The 19,977-nt window shown below is 62.6% G+C and carries 16 protein-coding genes; 13 read left to right on the top strand and 3 right to left on the bottom strand.

Annotated features, from left to right (window positions below; translation table 11 throughout):
* The first annotated feature begins 253 nt into the window (after positions 1-253).
* The 10 genes from der (at position 254) to HF916_RS41535 (ending at position 11,568) form a co-directional block, all read left to right on the top strand.
* Positions 254-1,591: a ribosome biogenesis GTPase Der gene (gene der / locus HF916_RS41580; RefSeq protein ID WP_168794489.1), complete on the top strand. Its 1,338-nt coding sequence runs from the start codon at positions 254-256 to the stop codon at positions 1,589-1,591.
* 153 nt (positions 1,592-1,744) lie between these two features.
* Positions 1,745-1,981, top strand: a complete 237-nt coding sequence (gene hfq / locus HF916_RS41575; protein WP_006051315.1) for an RNA chaperone Hfq — start codon at positions 1,745-1,747, stop codon at positions 1,979-1,981.
* A 30-nt stretch (positions 1,982-2,011) separates the two neighbouring features.
* Positions 2,012-3,226, top strand: coding sequence for a GTPase HflX (hflX, locus tag HF916_RS41570; RefSeq protein WP_168794488.1), 1,215 nt, complete (start codon positions 2,012-2,014; stop codon positions 3,224-3,226).
* 49 nt (positions 3,227-3,275) lie between these two features.
* Entirely contained in the window at positions 3,276-4,667 is a 1,392-nt protein-coding gene (gene hflK / locus HF916_RS41565) for an FtsH protease activity modulator HflK (protein WP_168794487.1), read from the top strand.
* Positions 4,668-4,679: 12 nt separating this feature from the next.
* Positions 4,680-5,582 carry a protease modulator HflC gene (hflC, locus tag HF916_RS41560; RefSeq protein ID WP_132373865.1) on the top strand — a complete coding sequence of 301 codons (903 nt, stop codon included), beginning with the start codon at positions 4,680-4,682 and terminating at the stop codon, positions 5,580-5,582.
* Between the two features lie 44 nt (positions 5,583-5,626).
* Positions 5,627-5,818: a DUF2065 domain-containing protein gene (locus tag HF916_RS41555; protein WP_106313426.1), complete on the top strand. Its 192-nt coding sequence runs from the start codon at positions 5,627-5,629 to the stop codon at positions 5,816-5,818.
* A gap of 264 nt (positions 5,819-6,082) precedes the next feature.
* Positions 6,083-7,234, top strand: a complete 1,152-nt coding sequence (locus tag HF916_RS41550) for an ATP phosphoribosyltransferase regulatory subunit (protein WP_168794486.1) — start codon at positions 6,083-6,085, stop codon at positions 7,232-7,234.
* Positions 7,235-7,449: 215 nt separating this feature from the next.
* The gene (locus tag HF916_RS41545; RefSeq protein ID WP_168794485.1) at positions 7,450-8,796 is read left to right on the top strand and encodes an adenylosuccinate synthase; all 1,347 of its coding nucleotides are present in this window, start codon (positions 7,450-7,452) and stop codon (positions 8,794-8,796) included.
* Positions 8,797-8,799: 3 nt separating this feature from the next.
* On the top strand, positions 8,800-9,390 hold the full coding sequence (locus tag HF916_RS41540; protein ID WP_168794484.1) for a phosphoribosyltransferase: 591 nt from the start codon (positions 8,800-8,802) through the stop codon (positions 9,388-9,390).
* A 291-nt stretch (positions 9,391-9,681) separates the two neighbouring features.
* The gene (locus tag HF916_RS41535; RefSeq protein WP_168794483.1) at positions 9,682-11,568 is read left to right on the top strand and encodes a potassium transporter Kup; all 1,887 of its coding nucleotides are present in this window, start codon (positions 9,682-9,684) and stop codon (positions 11,566-11,568) included.
* A gap of 160 nt (positions 11,569-11,728) precedes the next feature.
* Here HF916_RS41535 and HF916_RS41530 read toward each other — a convergent pair whose 3' ends face one another.
* The gene (locus HF916_RS41530) at positions 11,729-14,077 is read right to left on the bottom strand and encodes a Tex family protein (protein WP_168794482.1); all 2,349 of its coding nucleotides are present in this window, start codon (positions 14,075-14,077) and stop codon (positions 11,729-11,731) included.
* A 379-nt stretch (positions 14,078-14,456) separates the two neighbouring features.
* Here HF916_RS41530 and HF916_RS41525 point away from each other — a divergent pair, with 379 nt between their 5' ends.
* From HF916_RS41525 to HF916_RS41515, 3 genes are all read left to right on the top strand, one after another.
* Positions 14,457-15,386 carry a hypothetical protein gene (locus HF916_RS41525; RefSeq protein ID WP_168795832.1) on the top strand — a complete coding sequence of 310 codons (930 nt, stop codon included), beginning with the start codon at positions 14,457-14,459 and terminating at the stop codon, positions 15,384-15,386.
* A gap of 126 nt (positions 15,387-15,512) precedes the next feature.
* Complete coding sequence (locus HF916_RS41520) at positions 15,513-15,731, top strand: DUF465 domain-containing protein (protein ID WP_007181361.1); 219 nt, start codon at positions 15,513-15,515, stop codon at positions 15,729-15,731.
* A 64-nt stretch (positions 15,732-15,795) separates the two neighbouring features.
* Positions 15,796-18,057 carry an ATP-dependent DNA helicase gene (locus tag HF916_RS41515; protein ID WP_168794481.1) on the top strand — a complete coding sequence of 754 codons (2,262 nt, stop codon included), beginning with the start codon at positions 15,796-15,798 and terminating at the stop codon, positions 18,055-18,057.
* Positions 18,058-18,201: 144 nt separating this feature from the next.
* Here the strand turns inward: HF916_RS41515 and HF916_RS51255 are convergent, their stop codons facing one another.
* Positions 18,202-18,477 (bottom strand): hypothetical protein, encoded by a 276-nt coding sequence (locus tag HF916_RS51255; RefSeq protein WP_083772052.1) that lies wholly within the window; start codon positions 18,475-18,477, stop codon positions 18,202-18,204.
* Between the two features lie 232 nt (positions 18,478-18,709).
* Positions 18,710-19,960, bottom strand: a complete 1,251-nt coding sequence (locus HF916_RS41510) for a cupin domain-containing protein (protein WP_168794480.1) — start codon at positions 19,958-19,960, stop codon at positions 18,710-18,712.
* Between the last annotated feature and the right edge of the window lie 17 nt (positions 19,961-19,977).

The raw sequence follows: 19,977 nt of genomic DNA, 5'->3' as shown, positions 1-19,977 counted from the left end.
TCCTCGTACGTAGCGCAAAGAATCGTATTCGAACCGGCGTACGAGCCGTCGAGCAGTAAAGACTGAACCTGGCGGCCCGCTGGCGCCGCCCATACAGCCAAACCCCCGTCCGCCCGGGCGTGCATATTGACAGCACATCCGGGGCTGGCCGAATTCGTGATAATTTTCGTCAAACGCTGCCGTGTAGCGGCCGCATGGCGTCGCTACGCGGGCGGTCGATTTCGATCCCGCGTTTCACCGTGAACAACATCTGATGAAACCCGTTATTGCCCTCGTCGGGCGCCCCAATGTGGGGAAATCCACGCTGTTCAACCGGCTCACGCGTTCGCGTGACGCGCTGGTTGCCGACCTGCCCGGTCTCACGCGCGATCGCCATTACGGCGAAGGGCGCACCGGCGAGCGACCCTATCTGGTCGTCGACACCGGCGGTTTCGAGCCGGTCGCGAAAGACGGCATCCTGCACGAAATGGCGCGTCAAACCCGCCAGGCGGTCGAGGAATCGGACATCGTCGTGTTCATCGTCGACGGCCGCAATGGCCTTGCGCCGCAGGATAAGTCGATCGCCGATTATCTGCGCAAGGTCGGCCGGCCGATTTTCCTCGTCGTCAATAAGGCGGAGGGCATGAAGTACAGCAACGTCGCCGCTGACTTCTACGAACTCGGCCTCGGCGACCCGCGCGCGATTTCCGCGGCGCATGGCGACGGCGTCACCGAAATGATCGACGAGGCGCTCGAAGTCGCGTACGCCGGCCAGCCGGAAGAAAGCGACGAGGAGAAGCAGACGCGCGGCGTGAAGATCGCGATCGTCGGTCGTCCGAATGTCGGCAAGTCGACGTTGATCAACACACTGGTGGGCGAAGAGCGCGTGATCGCGTTCGACATGCCGGGCACCACGCGCGATTCGATCTACGTCGATTTCGAGCGCGGCGGCAAGCCGTACACGCTGATCGATACGGCCGGTTTGCGCCGCCGCGGCAAAGTGTTCGAAGCGATCGAGAAATTCTCGGTGGTGAAGACGCTGCAGTCGATCTCCGACGCCAACGTCGTGATCCTGCTGCTCGACGCGCGCCAGGACATTTCGGAACAGGACGCGCACATTGCCGGCTTCGTGGTGGAGCAGGGCCGCGCGCTGGTGGTGGGCGTGAACAAGTGGGACGGTCTCGATCCGCATGTGCGCGACCGCACCAAGGCGGACCTCGAGCGCAAACTAAAATTTCTCGACTTCGCCAAATTCCATTTCATTTCCGCCGCGGAAAAAACAGGGATCGGCCCGTTGATGCGCTCGGTCGACGATGCCTACGCAGCCGCCATGGCCAAGCTGCCGACGCCGAAGCTCACGCGCGCGTTGATCGATGCCGTCGAGTTCCAGCAGCCGCGCCGACGCGGTCCGGTGCGTCCGAAATTGCGTTACGCGCACCAAGGTGGACAGAATCCGCCGATTATCGTGATTCACGGCAACGCGCTCGACGCGATCACCGAAACGTACAAACGCTACCTGGAAAACCGCTTCCGGGAAACTTTCAAGCTGACTGGGACTCCATTGCGCATAGAGTTCAGATCGTCGACGAACCCTTACGCGGATAAAGGCTAAATCCAGGCTGAAACCCGCGTGTGTGCTGGCTTTGGCCGCCTGGCCAGGCCTCCCGCGCAAAAATGAAAATCGGCTATAGTGTAGCGGTTGACGGTGGATCTCTTTTTCTTCCTCGTCAATTTAGTCAACCTGCAAAAAAATACGGAGTTTGCTATGAGCAACAAAGGGCAATTGTTACAAGACCCGTTTTTGAACGCACTGCGTAAAGAGCATGTGCCTGTGTCGATCTACCTGGTCAACGGCATCAAGCTTCAAGGGAACATCGAATCGTTCGACCAGTACGTCGTGTTGCTCCGGAATACGGTCACCCAGATGGTCTACAAGCACGCAATCTCGACAGTCGTGCCAGCCCGTCCGGTGAATTTCCACCCGGATTCTGAACAGTCCTAACCCCCGTCGCGGCCGGCGTAACGTCGCCCGTTGGCGATTACTTCCGGCCGCCTCATTTTGATACCCTCCAATTTGATCAATGCAGCGCTTGTCGGCATCGACTTCGGTAAGATCGATTTCGAAGCCAGCCTAGAAGAACTCAGCCTGCTCGCGCAAAGCGCGGGCGCGAATCCCTTAGTCACCCTCACCGGGCGCCGGTCCAGTCCTGATGCCAAGATGTTCGTCGGCAGCGGCAAGGCTGAAGAACTGCGTCTTGCGTGTGAGGCGAACGACATCGAACTCGTCATTTTCAATCACGCTCTGGCGCCTGCGCAGCAGCGCAATCTGGAGCAAGCGCTTAATCGGCGCGTGATCGATCGCACCAGTCTGATTCTCGACATTTTTGCCCAACGGGCCCGCAGCCACGAAGGCAAGCTGCAGGTGGAACTCGCGCAACTGCAGTATCTGTCGACGCGGCTAATCCGCGCATGGACCCACCTGGAGCGGCAAAAAGGCGGTATCGGTTTGCGCGGCCCTGGCGAAACGCAGCTCGAAACCGACCGTCGTTTGATCGGCGAGCGCATCAAGGCGCTCAAGACGCGGCTGGAGAAACTGCGCCGTCAGCACGGCACGCAGCGTCGCGCGCGCAGCCGCAATCAGACCATGTCCGTGTCGCTGGTCGGCTACACGAACGCGGGCAAATCCACGCTCTTCAACGCGCTCACCAAGGCTCAGGCGTACGCCGCCGACCAGCTGTTCGCGACGCTGGATACCACCTCGCGGCGCGTCTATCTCGGCGACGAAGCGGGGCAGGTGGTGGTGTCGGATACGGTCGGCTTCATCCGCGAACTGCCTCACCAGCTGGTGGCGGCGTTTCGCGCCACGCTCGAGGAAACCATTCACGCCGACTTGCTGCTGCACGTAGTCGATGCATCGAGCGCGGTGCGGCTTGACCAGATCGATCAGGTCAACGAGGTGTTGCACGCAATCGGTGCGGACACGATCCGGCAGGTGCTGGTCTTTAATAAGATCGACGCGGTGCCGGAGCTGGCGGCCCGTGGGGATGCGGTTGAAAGGGATGAGTATGGTAATATTTCGCGCGTCTTTTTGAGCGCGCGCACGGGGCAAGGGCTGGACACACTGCGCGCTGCCATCGCTGAAATCGCTACTGCCGAACCTCTTCCCGAAACGCTGGTCGATCTCTCGGAAGAAGACCGGACGGCAGCACCGCGCGACGACCACAAGGTCTCAGAACTCGGGCACTGACCCGTTCCAATTGCACTGACCCGCTGTCTACTCTGGTGAACGAACACAGGTGAACGATTACAACGAGCGGAGTATCTGGCTGCGCATGCGCGCCATGCTGTCACTGAACGATCCGCGCTGGGGCCGGGGAGACGGCAATGGCGACCGGCAACGTCCCAACGAGCCCAAGCGTCCGCCGACCAAAGACGGTGAGGGCCCGCCCGATCTCGACGAGATGTGGCGCGATTTCAACCGCCGTTTGAGCCGCGTGTTCAACCGCAAGGGCGGCGGTGCGGGCGGCGGCCGTCCCGACAACGGTCGTGGCGCACGCATCGGCGTGGGCATCGTGATCGGCGTGCTGCTGGCCATTTATCTCGGCAGCGGCGTGTTCGTCGTGCAGGACGGCCAGGCCGGCGTGGTGATGCAGTTCGGCAAGTATCGCTACACGGCGGGGCAAGGTGTGCACTGGCGTCTGCCGTTTCCGTTCGAAGCGCATGAACTCGTTAATATCGGCCAGATCCGCCAGGTGGAAGTCGGCCGCAACAATGTGGTGCGGCTCGCGAATGTGAAAGACGCGTCGATGCTCACGCACGACGCGGATATCGTCGACGTGCGCTTCGCGGTGCAATACCAGGTGAAGAAGCCGACCGACTACCTGTTCCGCAGCGTCGATCCCGATCAGGGCGTGATGCAGGCGGCCCAGGCGGCGGTGCGCAGCATCGTCGGCGCGCGCAGCACCAATGACATCCTCTATCAGGATCGCGAAACAATTCGCCAGCAACTGATGGCGGCGATCCAGCAGTCCCTGGATGAATATCAATCCGGACTCGCCGTGACCGGTGTGACGATCCAGGGCGTGCAGGTGCCCGACCGGGTGCAGGCCGCATTCGACGACGCCGCGAAAGTCCGTCAGGAAAATGACCGTGCGAAACGCGATGCCGAAGCCTATACCGCGGATCTTCTGCCGCGCGCGCAAGCCGACGTGGCTCGCCAGATCGACCAAGCGAAAACCTACAGCGACAAGACAGTGGCCCAGGCACAAGGCGACGCCGAGCGCTTCAAGCAGGTCTACGCGCAGTACTCGAAAGCGCCCGCTGTGGTTCGCGAGCGCATGTACCTGGACACCATGCAGCAGATCTATTCGAATACGACCAAGGTGTATGTGGACAGCAAGAGCGGCAACAACGTGCTGTATCTGCCGCTCGACAAGCTGGTCGAGCAGACTCGCCAGCGGGTCGCCGACGCGGCCGCTGCCTCAGGTGCGACCGCAGGCGCCGCAGCCGCTGCCGTGCCGCAAGCGGCGAGCAGTCCCGCGTCGCCTTTGGCTACACCGTCTGCGTCCGCAACCGGCGCCGCGGCCTCGGCATCTGCCGCACCGGCCAGCCAGGCCGCAGCCAGCAGCGACGCGCTGCGTTCACGCGACTCCTTCCGCAGCCGTATGCGCGAAGACGACGTTCAATAAGGAGCGCACATCATGAACAAGATCATTGCGCTCGTCGTGGCTGTCGTCATCGTGCTGTTCGCCGCTTCGTCGATGGTGTTCGTCGTCGATCAGCGCCACATGGCCGTGCTGTCCTCGCATGGCGACGAGGCGCCGAGCCTGCTCGGACCTGGTCTACATGTAAAGTTGCCGCCGCCGTTGCAAACGGTCACGCTGGTCGATAACCGCATCCAGTCGCTCGACGCACCGGACGAAGACCGCTACGTGACGTCCGACAAAATCGATCTGCTGGCGAACCCGGTCCTCAAATACCGCGTGACCGATCCGCTCAAGCTGCTCGCTGAAACCCGAGGCGATGCGCAGAGCCTGCCGGACCGGCTCGCGTTGCTGTCGCGCAGCGCGCTCGGCGATGCGTTCGCGAAAGTCACGCTGTCCGACGCGCTCGCGAGGCAACAGGCCGTCGCCGACGAAGCGCGCGCCGCGATGGACAAAGCGGCGGCATCGCTCGGCGTGTCGGTGGTCGACGTGCAGTTGACGCGCGTCGATTTCCCCGCGTCGATGGCGGATTCGGTCTACAAACGCATGATCGCCGCGCGCCAGCAAGTCGCGGCCGACGAACGCGCGAAGGGCACCGCCGAAGCCGACAAGATCAAGGAAGACGCGGTCGGCCAGCAACAGGCGATTCTCGCGGACGGTTATCGTCAGGCGCAGACCATCAAGGGCGAAGGCGATGCCAAGGCAGCGCAAATCGCTGCCGATGCTTACGGCAGCGACCCGCAGTTCTATCAGTTCTATCAAAGCATGCAGGCGTACAAGAACACCTTCAAGCCGGGCGACGTGATCGTGGTCGATCCGAGCAACGAGTTCTTCCGCTTCATGCGTAGCCCGACCGGCGGCGCCGCCCCGGACGCTCCCGCGGTCCCGCGCAAACCCTGATAACCGGAACGCCGCGGCATCCGTATCGCGGCCCTTTAATTCGCATGGATATAGCCGGCTCGTTACTGCTCGCGATCGCGTTGATGCTGATTATCGAGGGAATGTTTCCCTTCGTTTTTCCGAGCGCCTGGCGCGACACGTTCCGTAAAATAGCGGAACGGCCGCCGCATCAGATTCGCGTGGGCGGCCTGATCGTGATGGTGCTCGGGCTGATCCTGCTGTTTGTCGTGACCTGAAGGGGCTTGTTTTGCCGGCGGCCTCGCGGTCCGACGGCGCGTGCGATCAGCCCGCGATCACCCGCGGCCGGACGCGACCCGCCGCCATTGTCCGCGGTGCTCTGAACGCCGGGTCGTGCATCGCCCTGCGGCCAAAAGCCGGATGCGGTCGTTGCAAGCAATTCAGACGCCCGCGATGGCCGCCAAAATCGAGCCGCCGCCCGCCATTCACACTCACTTACCGGCGCACCCAGCCGCCGTGTTCAACGTCGTAGGACTGTATCGATGTCGACCTGGTTACTTCCCGAAAATATTGCCGACGTGCTGCCGTCGGAAGCCCGCAAGATCGAAGAATTGCGGCGCCATTTGCTGGACCGTTTCCGTTCGTACGGCTACGAGATGGTCATGCCGCCGTTGCTCGAATACATCGAGTCGCTGCTGACCGGCGGCGGACACGATCTGAATCTGCGGACCTTCAAACTGGTCGATCAACTGTCCGGGCGCACGCTCGGTCTGCGCGCGGACATCACGCCGCAGGTCGCGCGCATCGACGCGCATCTGCTGAATCGCCAGGGCGTGACGCGTCTTTGCTATGCCGGCAACGTCGCGCATACGCGTCCGCGCGGCCTGCATGCCACGCGCGAGCAGATCCAGATCGGCGCGGAAATCTACGGTCACGCCGGCCTCGAAGCGGACCTGGAAATTCAGCAACTGATGCTCGACGCGCTGCGTCTGGCCGGCCTCGCGAAAGTGCGCCTCGATCTGTGCCACGCGGGCGTGCTCGCGGCGCTGATCGAAGCCGAGCCGGCCGCGGCCGAACTCGGGCAGTCGCTTTACGACGCGCTGGCGGGCAAGGACGTGCCGCGTCTCGTCGAATTGACGGCCAAGCTTACGCCGGTGATCCGCGAAGCCTTGCGCGCGCTGCCCACGCTGTACGGCGACGCCTCGGTGCTCGACGAAGCCCGCGCACGCTTGCCGAACGCGCCGGCCATCGCCCGCGCGCTCGACGACCTCGCGTTCCTCGCGAGCCAGGTGGACGGCGCCGAAGTGATGATCGATCTCGCCGATCTGCGCGGCTATGCTTACCACAGCGGCGTGATGTTCTCGGCGTATGTGGACGGCGTGCCGAACGCGGTAGCGCGTGGCGGCCGTTACGACCACGTGGGCCAGGCGTACGGCCGTGCGCGGGCGGCAACCGGCTTTTCGCTCGATTTGCGCGAAGTGGCGCGGATTTCGCCGGTCGAAGCGCGTAGCAGCGCGATTCTCGCGCCGTGGCAGCACGACGAAGCACTGCGCGTGAGCGTCGCCGCGTTGCGCGATGCCGGCGAAATCGTGATTCAGGCGCTGCCCGGCCATGAACACGATCTGGACGAATTCGCATTCGACCGCGTGTTGGTCGAGCGCAACGGTAATTGGGTCGTCGAACCGCGCGCCTGAGCGCGCTCCTTTAGTTTTCTGTTAGACCCGCCCAAGGGCGATCCTCGGGGCATGTCAGACGGCGTCGAACGTGTCGTTAAAACGCGGCGCGGCCACCGGCCGCGCTACTTTCGCAATACCCAACATAACGTGCATACCGTTGAGCGGAAACGGAAAAATTCGGAAGGTTCCGCGAACATAGGTAGAATACGTTTTTAACCAGCTTACGAAACAACATGTCTGCCAGCGCAGTGAATGTGAACCCCGGGCGTAACGTCGTCGTCGTGGGAACCCAGTGGGGTGATGAAGGCAAGGGCAAGATCGTCGACTGGCTGACGGACCACGCTCAAGGCGTCGTTCGCTTCCAGGGCGGTCACAATGCCGGTCACACGCTTATCATCGGCGGCAAGAAAACCATCTTGCGTCTGATTCCGTCGGGCATCATGCATCCCGGCGTCGCGTGCTACATCGGCAATGGCGTCGTGTTGTCGCCGGAAGCACTGTTCAAGGAAATCGGCGAGCTCGAAGCCGCCGGGGTCGATGTTCAGAATCGCCTCTTCATTTCCGAAGCCACCACCCTGATCCTGCCGTATCACATCGCCATCGACCAGGGCCGCGAAGCGCGCCGTGGCGCGAGCAAGATCGGCACCACCGGCCGCGGCATCGGCCCGGCTTACGAAGACAAGGTGGCGCGCCGCGGTTTGCGCGTGCAAGACCTGTTCGAGCCGGAGATCTTCGCTGAACGTCTGCGCGAAAATCTCGATTATCACAACTTCGTGTTGACGCAATACCTGGGCGTCGCCGCTGTCGACTTCCAGCAAACGCTCGACACGATGCTCAGCTATGCCGACCGTCTGAAGCCAATGGTCACGGACGTGTCGCGCCGTCTGTACGACGCGAACGCGGCCGGCAGCAACCTGCTGTTCGAAGGCGCGCAAGGCACGCTGCTCGACATCGACCACGGCACGTATCCGTATGTCACGTCGAGCAACTGCGTGGCGGGTGCGGCCACGGCGGGCGCGGGCGTCGGTCCGCAAAAGCTGAACTACATTCTCGGCATTACCAAGGCGTACTGCACGCGCGTCGGTTCGGGCCCGTTCCCGAGTGAACTGTACGACGCGGACAACGCCGCCCGTCAGGAAGCGATCGGTCTCGAACTGGCTACCGTCGGCAAGGAATTCGGCTCGGTCACCGGCCGTCCGCGCCGCACGGGCTGGCTCGACGCCGCCGCGCTGCGCCGCTCGATCCAGATCAACGGCGTGTCGGGTCTGTGCATGACCAAGCTCGACGTGCTCGACGGTCTGGACGAAGTGAAGCTGTGCGTCGGCTACAGGATGGACGGCAAAGATGTCGACCTGCTGCCGCGTGGCTCGTCGGAAGTCGCGCGTTGCGAGCCGGTGTACGAAACCTTCGCGGGCTGGAAGGAAAGCACCGTCGGCATCAAGGAATGGGACAAGCTGCCCGCGAATGCGCGCGCTTATCTGTCGCGTGTGCAGGAAGTCGCGGGCATTCCGATCGACATGGTGTCGACCGGTCCGGATCGCGACGAAACGATTCTGCTTCGTCATCCGTTCAAGGTTTAAGCCATGGTGCAAGGTGTACCCATGATTGCGATGAAAGATCCGCGCAACGACGACAAGAACCTATGGGTCGGCTGGGACGAATATCACCGGCTGATTGAACTGTTGGCGTTGCAGGTGCACGAGTCGGGCTGGAAGTTCGACAAGATCTTGTGCCTCGCGCGCGGCGGTCTGCGCGTCGGCGATCAGCTCTCGCGCATTTACGATCTGCCGTTGGCGATTCTCGCCACGAGTTCGTATCGTGAAGCGGCCGGCACGGAGCAGGGCGAGCTCGACATCGCGCAATACATCACCATGACGCGCGGCGAACTGCACGGCAACGTGCTGCTGGTCGACGACCTGGTCGACTCGGGCGTGACGCTCGCGCGTGTTCAGCAGCATCTGAAAGAGCGTTATCCGGCGATCACCGCGGTGCGTTCGGCAGTGCTCTGGTACAAGGGCTGCTCGAAGGTGAAGCCCGACTATCACGTGCAGTATCTGCCCACCAATCCGTGGATCCATCAGCCGTTCGAGGAATGGGACACGGTTCGTCCGCATAACCTCGGCGCGTGGATCAAGCGCGGTATGCAGCAAGCGCAGGAGTCGTCGGGGGAGTGATGCGCACTTCGGCGCCGTACGTGTTGCGTCGTACCTCGCGCCGTACCTTGCGTAGTCTCGCAAAACGGAGCCCATTGGGCTCCGTTTTTTTATGTGCGGGCCGTGCGTGCGCTTCGCAAACCGCGCATCGCCGCTGCCGGCAATGCGGCTCGCGAAGCAGACGCGCTTATATCGCAGTGCTACACTGCGCGGACCATCACGTGGTGTATCCACAACAAGCCGGGCGGCGCCATGCTGGCAGTTTAGAATGGCGATCGTTTTTCGGCTCAGGGAACGGATTTCCTCGCGTTTATGACAGATAACAATCACGTGCACAAACAGCCTCTGCCTTCCCTCGCTCTCGCTGCGATCGGAGTGGTGTTCGGCGATATCGGCACGAGCCCGTTGTACTCGCTGAAAGAAGCCTTCAGCCCTTCTCACGGCATTCCGCTGACCGATCAATCAATTCTGGGTGTGATCTCGCTGCTGTTCTGGGCGATCGTGATCGTGGTCGGCATCAAATATGTCCTGTTCGTGATGCGCGCGGACAATAACGGCGAAGGCGGTGTGCTCGCGCTGATGGCGCTGGCGCTGCGCTCGCTCGACGAGAAGTCGAAAATGGCCGGCTTGCTGGTGATGCTCGGCATTTTCGGTGCCTGCATGTTCTATGGCGACGCGGTGATCACGCCGGCCATTTCGGTGATCTCGGCAGTCGAGGGTCTGGAGATCGCCGCGCCGCATCTGTCGCATCTGGTGCTGCCGCTCACCATGGTGATCCTCGTGCTGCTGTTCTGGATTCAACGGCACGGCACGGCGATGGTCGGCCGGCTGTTCGGTCCGATCATGGTGGTGTGGTTCATCGTGCTCGCGGTGCTCGGCCTGTGGCATATCCTGCAGTCGCCGAATGTGATCCGCGCGTTGAACCCGTATTACGCCTACACCTTTATGGCAGCGCATGTGCTGCAGGCCTACGTGGTGCTCGGCTCGGTCGTGCTGGTGCTGACCGGCGCCGAAGCGCTGTACGCCGACATGGGCCACTTCGGTGCGAAGCCGATCCGCATGGCGTGGTATTTCCTGGTGATGCCGTCGCTGGTGCTGAACTACTTCGGCCAGGGCGCGCTGCTGATGCACGATCCCAAGGCCATCGAAAATCCGTTCTTCCTGCTCGCGCCGGACTGGGCGTTGCTGCCGCTCGTCGTGCTCTCGACCGTCGCGACCGTGATCGCCTCGCAGGCTGTGATTTCCGGCGCTTATTCGCTCACGAGCCAGGCGATCCAGCTCGGCTATGTGCCGCGCATGAAGATCCTGCACACGTCGGAGCTGGCGATCGGCCAGATCTATGTGCCGGTGGTGAACTGGATGCTGCTGTTCATCATTCTGTGCATCGTGATCGCCTTCAAGAGCTCGGACAATCTCGCGGCCGCGTACGGTATCGCGGTGACGGCCACCATGGTGATCACCACGATTCTCGCCTGCGTCGTGATGGTGAACGTGTGGAACTGGAACAAGCTGCTGGTGGCGCTGATCATCGGCGTGTTCATGACGGTCGATCTAGGATTTTTCGGCGCGAATTTGCTGAAGGTGGAAGAAGGCGGGTGGTTGCCGCTTGGCATCGGCGCGTTGCTGTTCTTCCTGCTGATGACCTGGTTCAAGGGCCGCATGATCGTCAAGGAACGCACGGCCGCGGACGGTATTCCGCTCATGCCGTTCCTGCAGGGATTGCTCGCGCATCCGCCGCATCGCGTGTCGGGCACGGCGATCTATCTGACCGGCAGCGATTCGCTCGTGCCGGTGAGCCTGCTGCACAATCTGAAGCACAACAAGGTGCTGCATGAGCGCACCATTTTCCTGACTTTCGTGACGCGCGATATTCCGTACGTGAACGACTCGGAGCGTGTTACGGTCAAGGATATCGACGGTGGCCTGTATCTCGTCAAGGCGGCCTACGGCTTCAATGAAACGCCGGACGTGAAGGCGGTGCTGCTCGAAGTCGGCCGCACCCGTGACATGACCTTCGAGATGATGGACACGTCATTCTTCCTCGCGCGCGAAACGGTGGTGCCGACGCAACTGCCGGGCATGTCGGTGTGGCGCGAACGTGTGTTCGCATGGATGCATCAGAATGCCGCAAAGCCGACGGACTTCTTCAGTATTCCGGCTAATCGGGTGGTGGAGTTGGGGACCAAGATCGAGATTTGAGCGCCGCCGCTGATGTTCGAGCGCTCCGCATGTAGGGAGTGCGAAAAAAAGCCCACGCGAATACGTGGGCTTTTTACTTGCAGCTTGATCGAGCGATTGAGCGCCGTGCAGCGCTCGACAAGCGCGTGAGCGAATCACGCGCCTCTAACGCAGGAGAAAATTACTTCTGCTTGAGCTTGGCGAACGCAGCCGCCATCGCGCCGCCCGATTCCGGCTCACGCGAGCGCTGTTGCTGCGCGCCGCGTCCACCGCCGCCCGAACGACCCGCGCCGCCACGATCCTGCTGAGCGCCGCCACCGCTGCGTGCCGCCGCTACACCGACCTCGTCGTCCATCCGCATCGTCAAAGCGATACGCTGGCGCTTCACGTCGACTTCCAGCACCTTCACCTTGACGATCTGGCCGGCCTTGACGACTTCATGCGGGTCCTTGATGAACTTCGTCGACAAGGCCGACACGTGCACCAGACCGTCCTGATGTACGCCGATGTCGATGAACGCGCCGAATGCCGCCACGTTCGTCACGACGCCTTCGAGCACCATACCCGGCGTCAGATCGCTGACCTTTTCGACGCCTTCGCGGAACGTCGCGGTCTTGAACTCGGGACGCGGATCACGGCCCGGCTTTTCGAGTTCGAGCAGAATGTCGCGCACGGTCGGCAGGCCGAAACGATCGTCGACGAATTCCGCCGGCGAGAGGCCGCGCAATGCGTCGCGATTGCCCAGCACTTCACCCACGTGCTTGCTGATTTTGGCCAGCATGCGTTCGACGACCGGATACGCTTCCGGGTGAACCGACGAGCGGTCGAGCGGATTCTCGCCGTTGTTGATGCGCAGGAACCCGGCAGCCTGCTCGAACGTCTTGTCGCCCAGACGCGGCACCTTGCGCAGATGCGCGCGCGACGGGAATGGACCGTTCGCATCGCGATAGTCGACGATATTGCGCGCCAGCGTGGCATTCAGACCCGACACGCGCGCGAGCAGGGCGACCGACGCGGTATTCGCATCCACGCCGACCGCGTTCACGCAGTCTTCGACCACTGCGTCGAGCGAACGGGCCAGCTCGCGCTGATTCACGTCGTGCTGATACTGGCCGACGCCGATCGCCTTTGGATCGATCTTCACCAACTCGGCGAGCGGGTCTTGCAGACGGCGCGCAATCGACACCGCGCCGCGCAGCGTCACATCCATGTCGGGGAATTCCTTCGCCGCGAGTTCGGAGGCCGAGTACACGGACGCGCCCGCTTCGGACACGACGATCTTCTGCAGCTTGAACTCCGGATGACGCGCGATCAGTTCGCTCGCGAGCTTGTCGGTTTCACGCGACGCCGTGCCGTTGCCGATACTGATCAGTTCAGCCTGCGTCTGCGCGCACATGCGCGCGAGTTTCGCGATCGAGCCGTCCCAGTCGCGGCGCGGCTCGTGCGGGTAGATCACGTCGGTGGCGAGCACCTTGCCGGTCCGATCGACCACCGCGACTTTCACGCCGGTGCGCATGCCCGGATCGAGCCCAATCACGGCCTTCGGTCCGGCGGGCGCCGCGAGCAACAAGTCCTTCAGGTTGCGCGCGAACACACGGATCGCTTCGTGCTCGGCGTCGTCGCGCAGATTGGTCAGCAGTTCGTTTTCGATGTGCGGCTGCACCTTCACGCGCCAGCACCAGCGACACACATCCGCAAGCCATTTGTCGGCCGGACGGTTCTGATTGGCGATGCCGAAGTGGCGCGCGATCAGCGCTTCGCCCGGATGCGGCACCTGCGCGTCGAGTTCCTCGCCCAGCCCCAGCTTGACCATCAGCACGCCCGCATTGCGGCCGCGGAACAGCGCCAGCGCGCGATGCGACGGCACGGTGCGGAGGGTTTCCGAGTAGTCGTAGTAGTCGCGGAATTTCTCTTCTTCGGCGTTTTCCTTGCCTTCCACCACTTTCGACGACAGCACGCCCTGGTTGAACAGGTAGTCGCGCAGCTTGCCGAGCAGATCGGCCGTTTCGCCGAACTGTTCCGAGAGAATGTCGCGCGCGCCGTCGAGCGCGGCTTTCACGTCGGCGACGCCTTTCTCGGCGTCCACGTAAGCCGCGGCTTCGGTTTGCGGGTCGAGCAGGGGATTGGCCAGCAACGCGTCAGCAAGCGGCTGCAGGCCGGCTTCGCGGGCGATCTGCGCACGTGTGCGGCGCTTCGGCTTGTACGGGAGATACAGGTCTTCCAGCACCTGCTTGCTGTCGGCACCTTCGATCGCGGCGCGCAGCTCGTCGGTGAGCTTGCCCTGTTCGTCGATGCTGGCGATGATCGTGGCGCGCCGGTCTTCCAGCTCGCGCAGATACAGCAGGCGTTCCTCGAGGTTACGCAGTTGCGTGTCGTCGAGATTGTCGGTCACTTCCTTACGGTAGCGGGCGATGAACGGAACAGTCGCTCCTTCGTCGAGAAGTTGCACCGCGGCCGCGACCTGGCGCGGCTGGACGGACAGTTCGGCGGCGATGCGCTGTACGATCTTGAGTGCTACGGTTTCCGTCATAAGGTCTTGATGTTCCTGCGGACTCAGTTCGGGGGCCGCGCGCTGACGCTACGTGAGGGCACGTGACGGCCACGTGAGGCACGTCGGCGCACGCCAAGCGTGCGCGCTGCGACCAGGTTGCTGGAGCGGGGCATTTTGCCATAAATGCAAAAGGGCTCAACCGCAGGGTGATAGAATTTCGGGCATGTTCCGTTGACCCTCTACGACGTTGCCGATCTCCTTGTCCCTCAACTGCCTGGGCTCCCGCTTGGTCTCTCGCTTGTCACAACTGCCGCCGTTTTTGTCGCCGGGTTTGGCACCGGGTTTGCCACGTTCTTCGCTCTCTTCGCTCGTATCGGCGCCGCGCTCCGTGGTCAGGTCCGCGTTCCTCTCTCGTGGGGTGTTTCTCGCGTCGTGCGCGTCGTGTGTGCTGGCCGTCGCGCTGGCGGTGTCCACGCCGGCACTGGCGCAATCGGTGACACCGGCGAGCAGCAGCGCCGCGCGGCCCGCAGGCGCCTTGACGGTGGCCGCCGCGTCGGGCGCGCAGGCCACGACGGTGCAGGGCGCCACGAACGCCGACGGCACGGACAGCGCCGGCAACGCGGCAGCGCCGGATAGCGATTTCGACGCGCGGCAAAAAGTCCTCGATCAGCGCACCGAGCAGAACAACTACCGCTACGGCGTCGCTCAACACGACTGCTACAGCAAATTTTTCGTCAACTCCTGCCTGAACAAGGCGCGCGACAGCGTGCGCTCGGTGCAGGCCGACATTCGCAAGGAACAGCTCGCGCTCGACGGCGAACAGCGTACGCAGCGCGCCCGTGTGCGTGACGAACAGGCCGCAATCAAGCGCGCGCAGGACGAAGCGAGCGCGCCGCAGCGTGCCGCCGACGACGCACGCAACGCGCAGGCGTACGAGGACAAGCAGAAACAGCATCAGATCGATCAGGCGCAGCGTGCCGCCGAGGCGCCGCAGCGCAGCGCGAATGCGCAGGCCTATCAGGACAAACTGCGTCAGCACGCGCTGGATCAGGCGCAGCGCGGCATCAGCCCGTCGCAGGCGGCGGCCAACCAGCAGGCGTACGATCAGAAGCAGGGCGACTTCCAGCGCAAGCTCGACGAGGCGCGTGCGCAAGGCGCGCAGAAGGCGCAGGAGCGCGTGCAGAAGCAGGAGAGTTTCGAGAAGAAGCAGACGGACGCCGCGCAGCACAAGGCCGACGTGGAGGCGCGTCAGAAGCAGGCGGCCGAGAAAGCCGAGCAGAAGCGTCAGGACGCGTTGAAACAGCAGCAACAGGAAGAGCAGCAAAAGCAGCAACAAGAACAGCAGTAAGCGTGCTGAAGGGGCCCTGAGCGTGAGTGGCAGGGCCATAGCCGCCGTACCGCGTTTTAAGCCGGACAGCAACCTCAGGCATCGGACTGCACACACAGCCCGCGCCGTAGACGAGAGGAGGCGAGCATGCGCGATCAACATCACGTCATCAACGCGGACACACTTCGCGACCGCATTCTGCAACTGGAATCGGAGCATAGTGGGCTCGATCGCTTGATCGACCGAATGTCGGATGAGCCCGGCATCGACGACTTCGAGTTGCAGCGCCTGAAAAAGCGCAAACTCAAAGTCAAGGACACCATCATCTTGCTGCAATTGCAGCTCGAACCGGACGCACGCGCCTGAGTTCGCGGCCTGGCAGGCGCCGGGCGCGCGCCGCGCGAGCCGGATTTTGCAGGAAACGCTTGCCTTGAATTCACCGCTTGAAACTTCATCCCGTGCCACGCCGGGCGACGCATCTGGAGCCGCTACACCGGCGCCGCGTCCTGCCGCGTCCGCACTAAGCGCGTCGCTGAATCCGCGCCGCGTTGTCGAACTGGACGAGATCTTCGCCGACAACGGTTTGCTGGCCCGTCAGATCGACGGCTACCGCTCGCGCGCATCGCAGATCGAAATGTCGCGCGCCGTGGCCGCCGCCATGGAAGCATCGGGTCGCGCAATGCCCGAGCCGGCCATGTTCGAGGCGCAGAAGCGTCCGGCGCGGCGTCTGCAGGGGGCTAGTGCCGACGCCGCCGGCGGGGCCGCTGAGAGCGCCGAATCGAGCGCCCTCGACGGCAGCGAAAACACGCTGATCGTCGAAGCCGGCACCGGCACCGGCAAGACCTATGCATACCTGGTGCCGGCCATGCTGTGGGGCGGCAAGGTGATCGTCTCCACCGGCACGAAGCATTTGCAGGATCAGCTCTTTCAGCGCGACATTCCGACCGTGCGCGATGCGCTCGCGGTGCCGGTGTCGGTTGCCATGCTCAAGGGCCGCGCGAATTACCTGTGCCACTACTATCTGCAGCGCACCGCGGATAACGGCCGTCTGCCTTCGCGTCAGGAAACCTCGTATCTGCAGGATATCGTGCGCTTCGCCAAGATCACGCGCACCGGCGATAAGGCCGAACTGGCGAGCGTGCCGGAAACGGCTGCGGTGTGGTCGATGGTCACGTCCACGCGCGAAAACTGTCTCGGCCAGGAATGTCCGCATTACAAGGACTGCTTTGTAATGCAGGCGCGCCGCGAGGCGCAGCAGGCGGATATCGTGGTGGTGAATCACCATCTGTTTTTCGCCGATATCATGTTGCGCGATACGGGCATGGCCGAGTTGCTGCCCACCGCCAACACCGTCATCTTCGACGAAGCGCATCAGCTGCCCGAGACGGCCACGCTGTTTTTCGGCGAGACGCTTTCGACTACGCAGTTTCTCGAGCTCGCGCGCGATTCGGTGGCCGAAGGGTTGGGCAATGCGCGTGAAACGGTCGACTGGGTCAAGCTGGGCGCCACGCTCGAGCGCGCCGCGCGCGATGTGCGGCTTGCCTTCAAGGAGGATTCGGTGCGCTTGTCGATCGGCCAGTTGCCCGATGATCATCCGTTGTTCCCCGCGCTCGAAACGCTCGAAACCGAACTCGATGCGCTGGCGTCCGCGCTGGCGGGTCAGGCCGAGCGAGCGGAATCGATCGGCGCGTGCTTGCGTCGCGCACGCGAGCTGCAAGGCGTGCTGGCCGGCTGGACTACGCCGCCCACGCAGACGGAGCGCGAAGCCGCTGACGGCGCCTCTGCCGGCGGCAAAACCGAGCGCGCCGACCCGAACGAAAAGGTGCGCTGGATCGAAGTCTTCTCGCATACCGTGCAGTTGCACGAAACGCCGTTGTCGGTCGCGCCGATCTTCGCGAAGCAACGCGCGGGCGTGCCGCGTGCGTGGATTTTCACGTCGGCCACGCTGTCGGTACGCGGCGATTTCACGCACTATGCCGCTCAGATGGGCCTGAACGCGAAGCGTTCGATGACGCTGCCCAGTCCCTTCGACTATCCGACGCAGGGGCTGCTGTACGTGCCGCGCAATTTGCCGCAGCCGTCCTCGCCGATGTTCACCGACGCCGTGTTCGATGCCGCGTTACCGGCGATCGAAGCATCGGGCGGCGGCGTCTTCATGTTGTGCACGACGCTGCGCGCGGTGGACCGCATCTCGGCCAAGCTGCGCGACACGATCGACGCGCGCGGCTGGGACTATCCGCTGCTCGTGCAGGGCGATGCGAGCCGCACCGAATTGCTGGATCGCTTCCGGTCGTACGGCAACGCGATTCTGGTGGGTAGCCAGAGCTTCTGGGAAGGCGTGGACGTGCGCGGTGACGCATTGTCGCTGGTGGTGATCGACAAGCTGCCGTTTGCGCCGCCCGACGATCCGGTGCTGTCGGCGCGACTCGATGCGCTCACCAAGAAAGGCTTGAGCCCATTTGCCGTGCATCAGTTGCCGCAGGCCGTCATCACGCTGAAGCAGGGCGCAGGCCGTCTGATTCGCGCTGAGACCGATCGCGGTGTGCTGATGATCTGCGACACGCGTCTCGTCGACAAACCGTATGGGCGGCGTATCTGGCAGAGCCTGCCGCCATTCAAACGCACACGTGAGATCGAGGTGGTACGCGAGTTCTTCGAAGAGAGCGCGACGCCGGCGCAACAGGCCGATTAGAATCAATCAGCGCCGCTGTAAAAAGCGGCGCTTGAATGACAAAACGCCACGGATGTGAACCCGTGGCGTTTTGCTTTACTGCCCGGGAAATCGCGATGATTTCCCGATGCAGTTTTCGCCCAGAGGCGAACCCTATGCGACAGCTTACTGGCTTGCGCCCGAAGCCGGAGCAGCAGCCGAAGCAGCAGCGTCCGAAGCAGCAGCGCCTGCGTCCGAAGCAGCGGTCGTAGCCGAAGCAGCAGCGTCGCTCGCAGCAGCAGCAGCACCCGAAGCAGCAGCAGCCGAATCCGAAGCTGCAGCAGCCGGTGCCGAAGCAGCAGCTGCGTCGCTAGCCGGGGCAGCGGCTTGGTCGTTGCTCTTGTTGCATGCAGCCAGTGCCACAGCTGCCAACAGGGATGCTACGAGGAGGGATTTCTTCATGATCACGTCCTTTTATGGTTTAAAGGTAAGCAACAGCGCAAAATAAAACCGGTAATGTGCTCCAACACCGACCTGGGCCGCTGGTGGAGAAGCTCTTTTGACGAGCTCGAATCTTCCCTACGGCTTGGGCGGAAATTATATGCACTTTCGTACTGACAATCCATAAATCCGGGGTCAATACGTTGTCTTTCTCATACAAAATTTCACTGTACGGTATAGCAGGCAGGCAGAGTTACGCAAGCTCGCCCACTTGTATCCAGCCCGCACAATACCACTCGTGTAGCCGTGCTGTCACCGACGAATCGTGTGAGAGTGTTACAAAGCGTTTCGCACTCAAACAACGGGAATCTGCGAGGTCAATCAACCACTTTTTTGCGCCGTTGAATGATGTTTCCTCTCCATTTACGAAGAAAAAACGGCGGTTGTACAACAAATTAGTCTTGCGGTCCAGCCGAATACCCGACTTCGATGCCTGACTGATGAAACGGGCTTCATTAAGCGGCCTTTGCGGCGGATCAAAGACGACACTCGGCTTGGGTTCGCTGAGATACGTGCCAAGGAACGACGCAATATCCTGCTCATTCCATTTGATGCCAGCAAGGATTGCGCCAACCCTTTCGACCAACGCCGCGGGGAGCTCGGCCGGACGCTCGACGGCAGGTTGCTGCGGATCGCGATAAAGCGCACCCGGCTGACCCGCCGACTCGCCGCGCTCGGCCAGATGATAGAGGAAGTGCGCGGTCAATTCGCTCGCGGAAGGGGCGCGAAAGCCGATCGAACAGGTCATGCATTCGCCTTCGGCGATGCCGTCGTGCGCGATGTGCGGCGGCAGGTACAACATGTCGCCCGGTTCGAGCAGCCACTCCTCTTCGGGCTGGAAATTCTGTAAAACTTTCAAAGGCAAACCGGCTTGCAGTGTCAGATCTTTCTGCGCGCTGATGCGCCAACGGCGCTTGCCTTTTACTTGCAAAAGAAACACATCGTAGGAATCGAAGTGCGGGCCTACACCGCCGCCGTCGCTTGCATAGGAAATCATCAGGTCGTCGAGACGCGCGTCCGGCACGAAGCGGAAACGGTCGAGCAGGGCGCGCGCGCGATCGTCGTGGAGATCGACGCCTTGCACGAGCAGTGTCCATGCGCGCTGCTTCACCGAAGGCAGTTCGTCAGGCGCGAACGGCCCGTGTTCCAGCTGCCATTTATTGCGGAAATGCGTGATCAGGCGTGCTTCGACTTCGTCCTGATCGGACAGCTCGAAAAATTCGTCGCGTGAAAGCGGTGCTTCGACGTTCGGAATCGCCTGGCGAATCAGTAGCGGCTTTTTCTGCCAGTAGCGGCGCATGAATTGCGACGGCGTCAGATTGCCGAGCAGCGGTGTCGGCGTGTCTGGCGAAGGCGGGAGAACCGGAACAGCCGGCTTTGAAGCCGGCGACGAATTCCGTGCCGAAGCTGCGTCGGCCGGGTGGTCAGTGGGCCGCTTGGGCATCGTATAATGTGAGTTGT

The organism is Paraburkholderia aromaticivorans, from assembly GCF_012689525.1.
GTDB lineage: Bacteria > Pseudomonadota > Gammaproteobacteria > Burkholderiales > Burkholderiaceae > Paraburkholderia > Paraburkholderia aromaticivorans_A.
The sequence above is the reverse complement of the archived record's forward strand: the minus strand, read 5'-3'. Positions and strand labels throughout refer to the sequence as shown.

What these genes read in the sequence shown, in the direction of transcription:
- hfq (WP_006051315.1), top strand. Translation starts at nt 1,745, where the DNA reads ATGAGCAACAAAGGGCAATTGTTACAAGACCCGTTTTTGAACGCACTG.
- HF916_RS41520 (WP_007181361.1), top strand. Translation starts at nt 15,513, where the DNA reads ATGCGCGATCAACATCACGTCATCAACGCGGACACACTTCGCGACCGC.
- HF916_RS41530 (WP_168794482.1), bottom strand. Translation starts at nt 14,077, where the DNA reads ATGACGGAAACCGTAGCACTCAAGATCGTACAGCGCATCGCCGCCGAA.
- HF916_RS41550 (WP_168794486.1), top strand. Translation starts at nt 6,083, where the DNA reads ATGTCGACCTGGTTACTTCCCGAAAATATTGCCGACGTGCTGCCGTCG.
- HF916_RS41545 (WP_168794485.1), top strand. Translation starts at nt 7,450, where the DNA reads ATGTCTGCCAGCGCAGTGAATGTGAACCCCGGGCGTAACGTCGTCGTC.
- hflC (WP_132373865.1), top strand. Translation starts at nt 4,680, where the DNA reads ATGAACAAGATCATTGCGCTCGTCGTGGCTGTCGTCATCGTGCTGTTC.
- HF916_RS41510 (WP_168794480.1), bottom strand. Translation starts at nt 19,960, where the DNA reads ATGCCCAAGCGGCCCACTGACCACCCGGCCGACGCAGCTTCGGCACGG.
- HF916_RS41535 (WP_168794483.1), top strand. Translation starts at nt 9,682, where the DNA reads ATGACAGATAACAATCACGTGCACAAACAGCCTCTGCCTTCCCTCGCT.
- HF916_RS41540 (WP_168794484.1), top strand. Translation starts at nt 8,800, where the DNA reads ATGGTGCAAGGTGTACCCATGATTGCGATGAAAGATCCGCGCAACGAC.
- HF916_RS51255 (WP_083772052.1), bottom strand. Translation starts at nt 18,477, where the DNA reads ATGAAGAAATCCCTCCTCGTAGCATCCCTGTTGGCAGCTGTGGCACTG.
- der (WP_168794489.1), top strand. Translation starts at nt 254, where the DNA reads ATGAAACCCGTTATTGCCCTCGTCGGGCGCCCCAATGTGGGGAAATCC.
- HF916_RS41555 (WP_106313426.1), top strand. Translation starts at nt 5,627, where the DNA reads ATGGATATAGCCGGCTCGTTACTGCTCGCGATCGCGTTGATGCTGATT.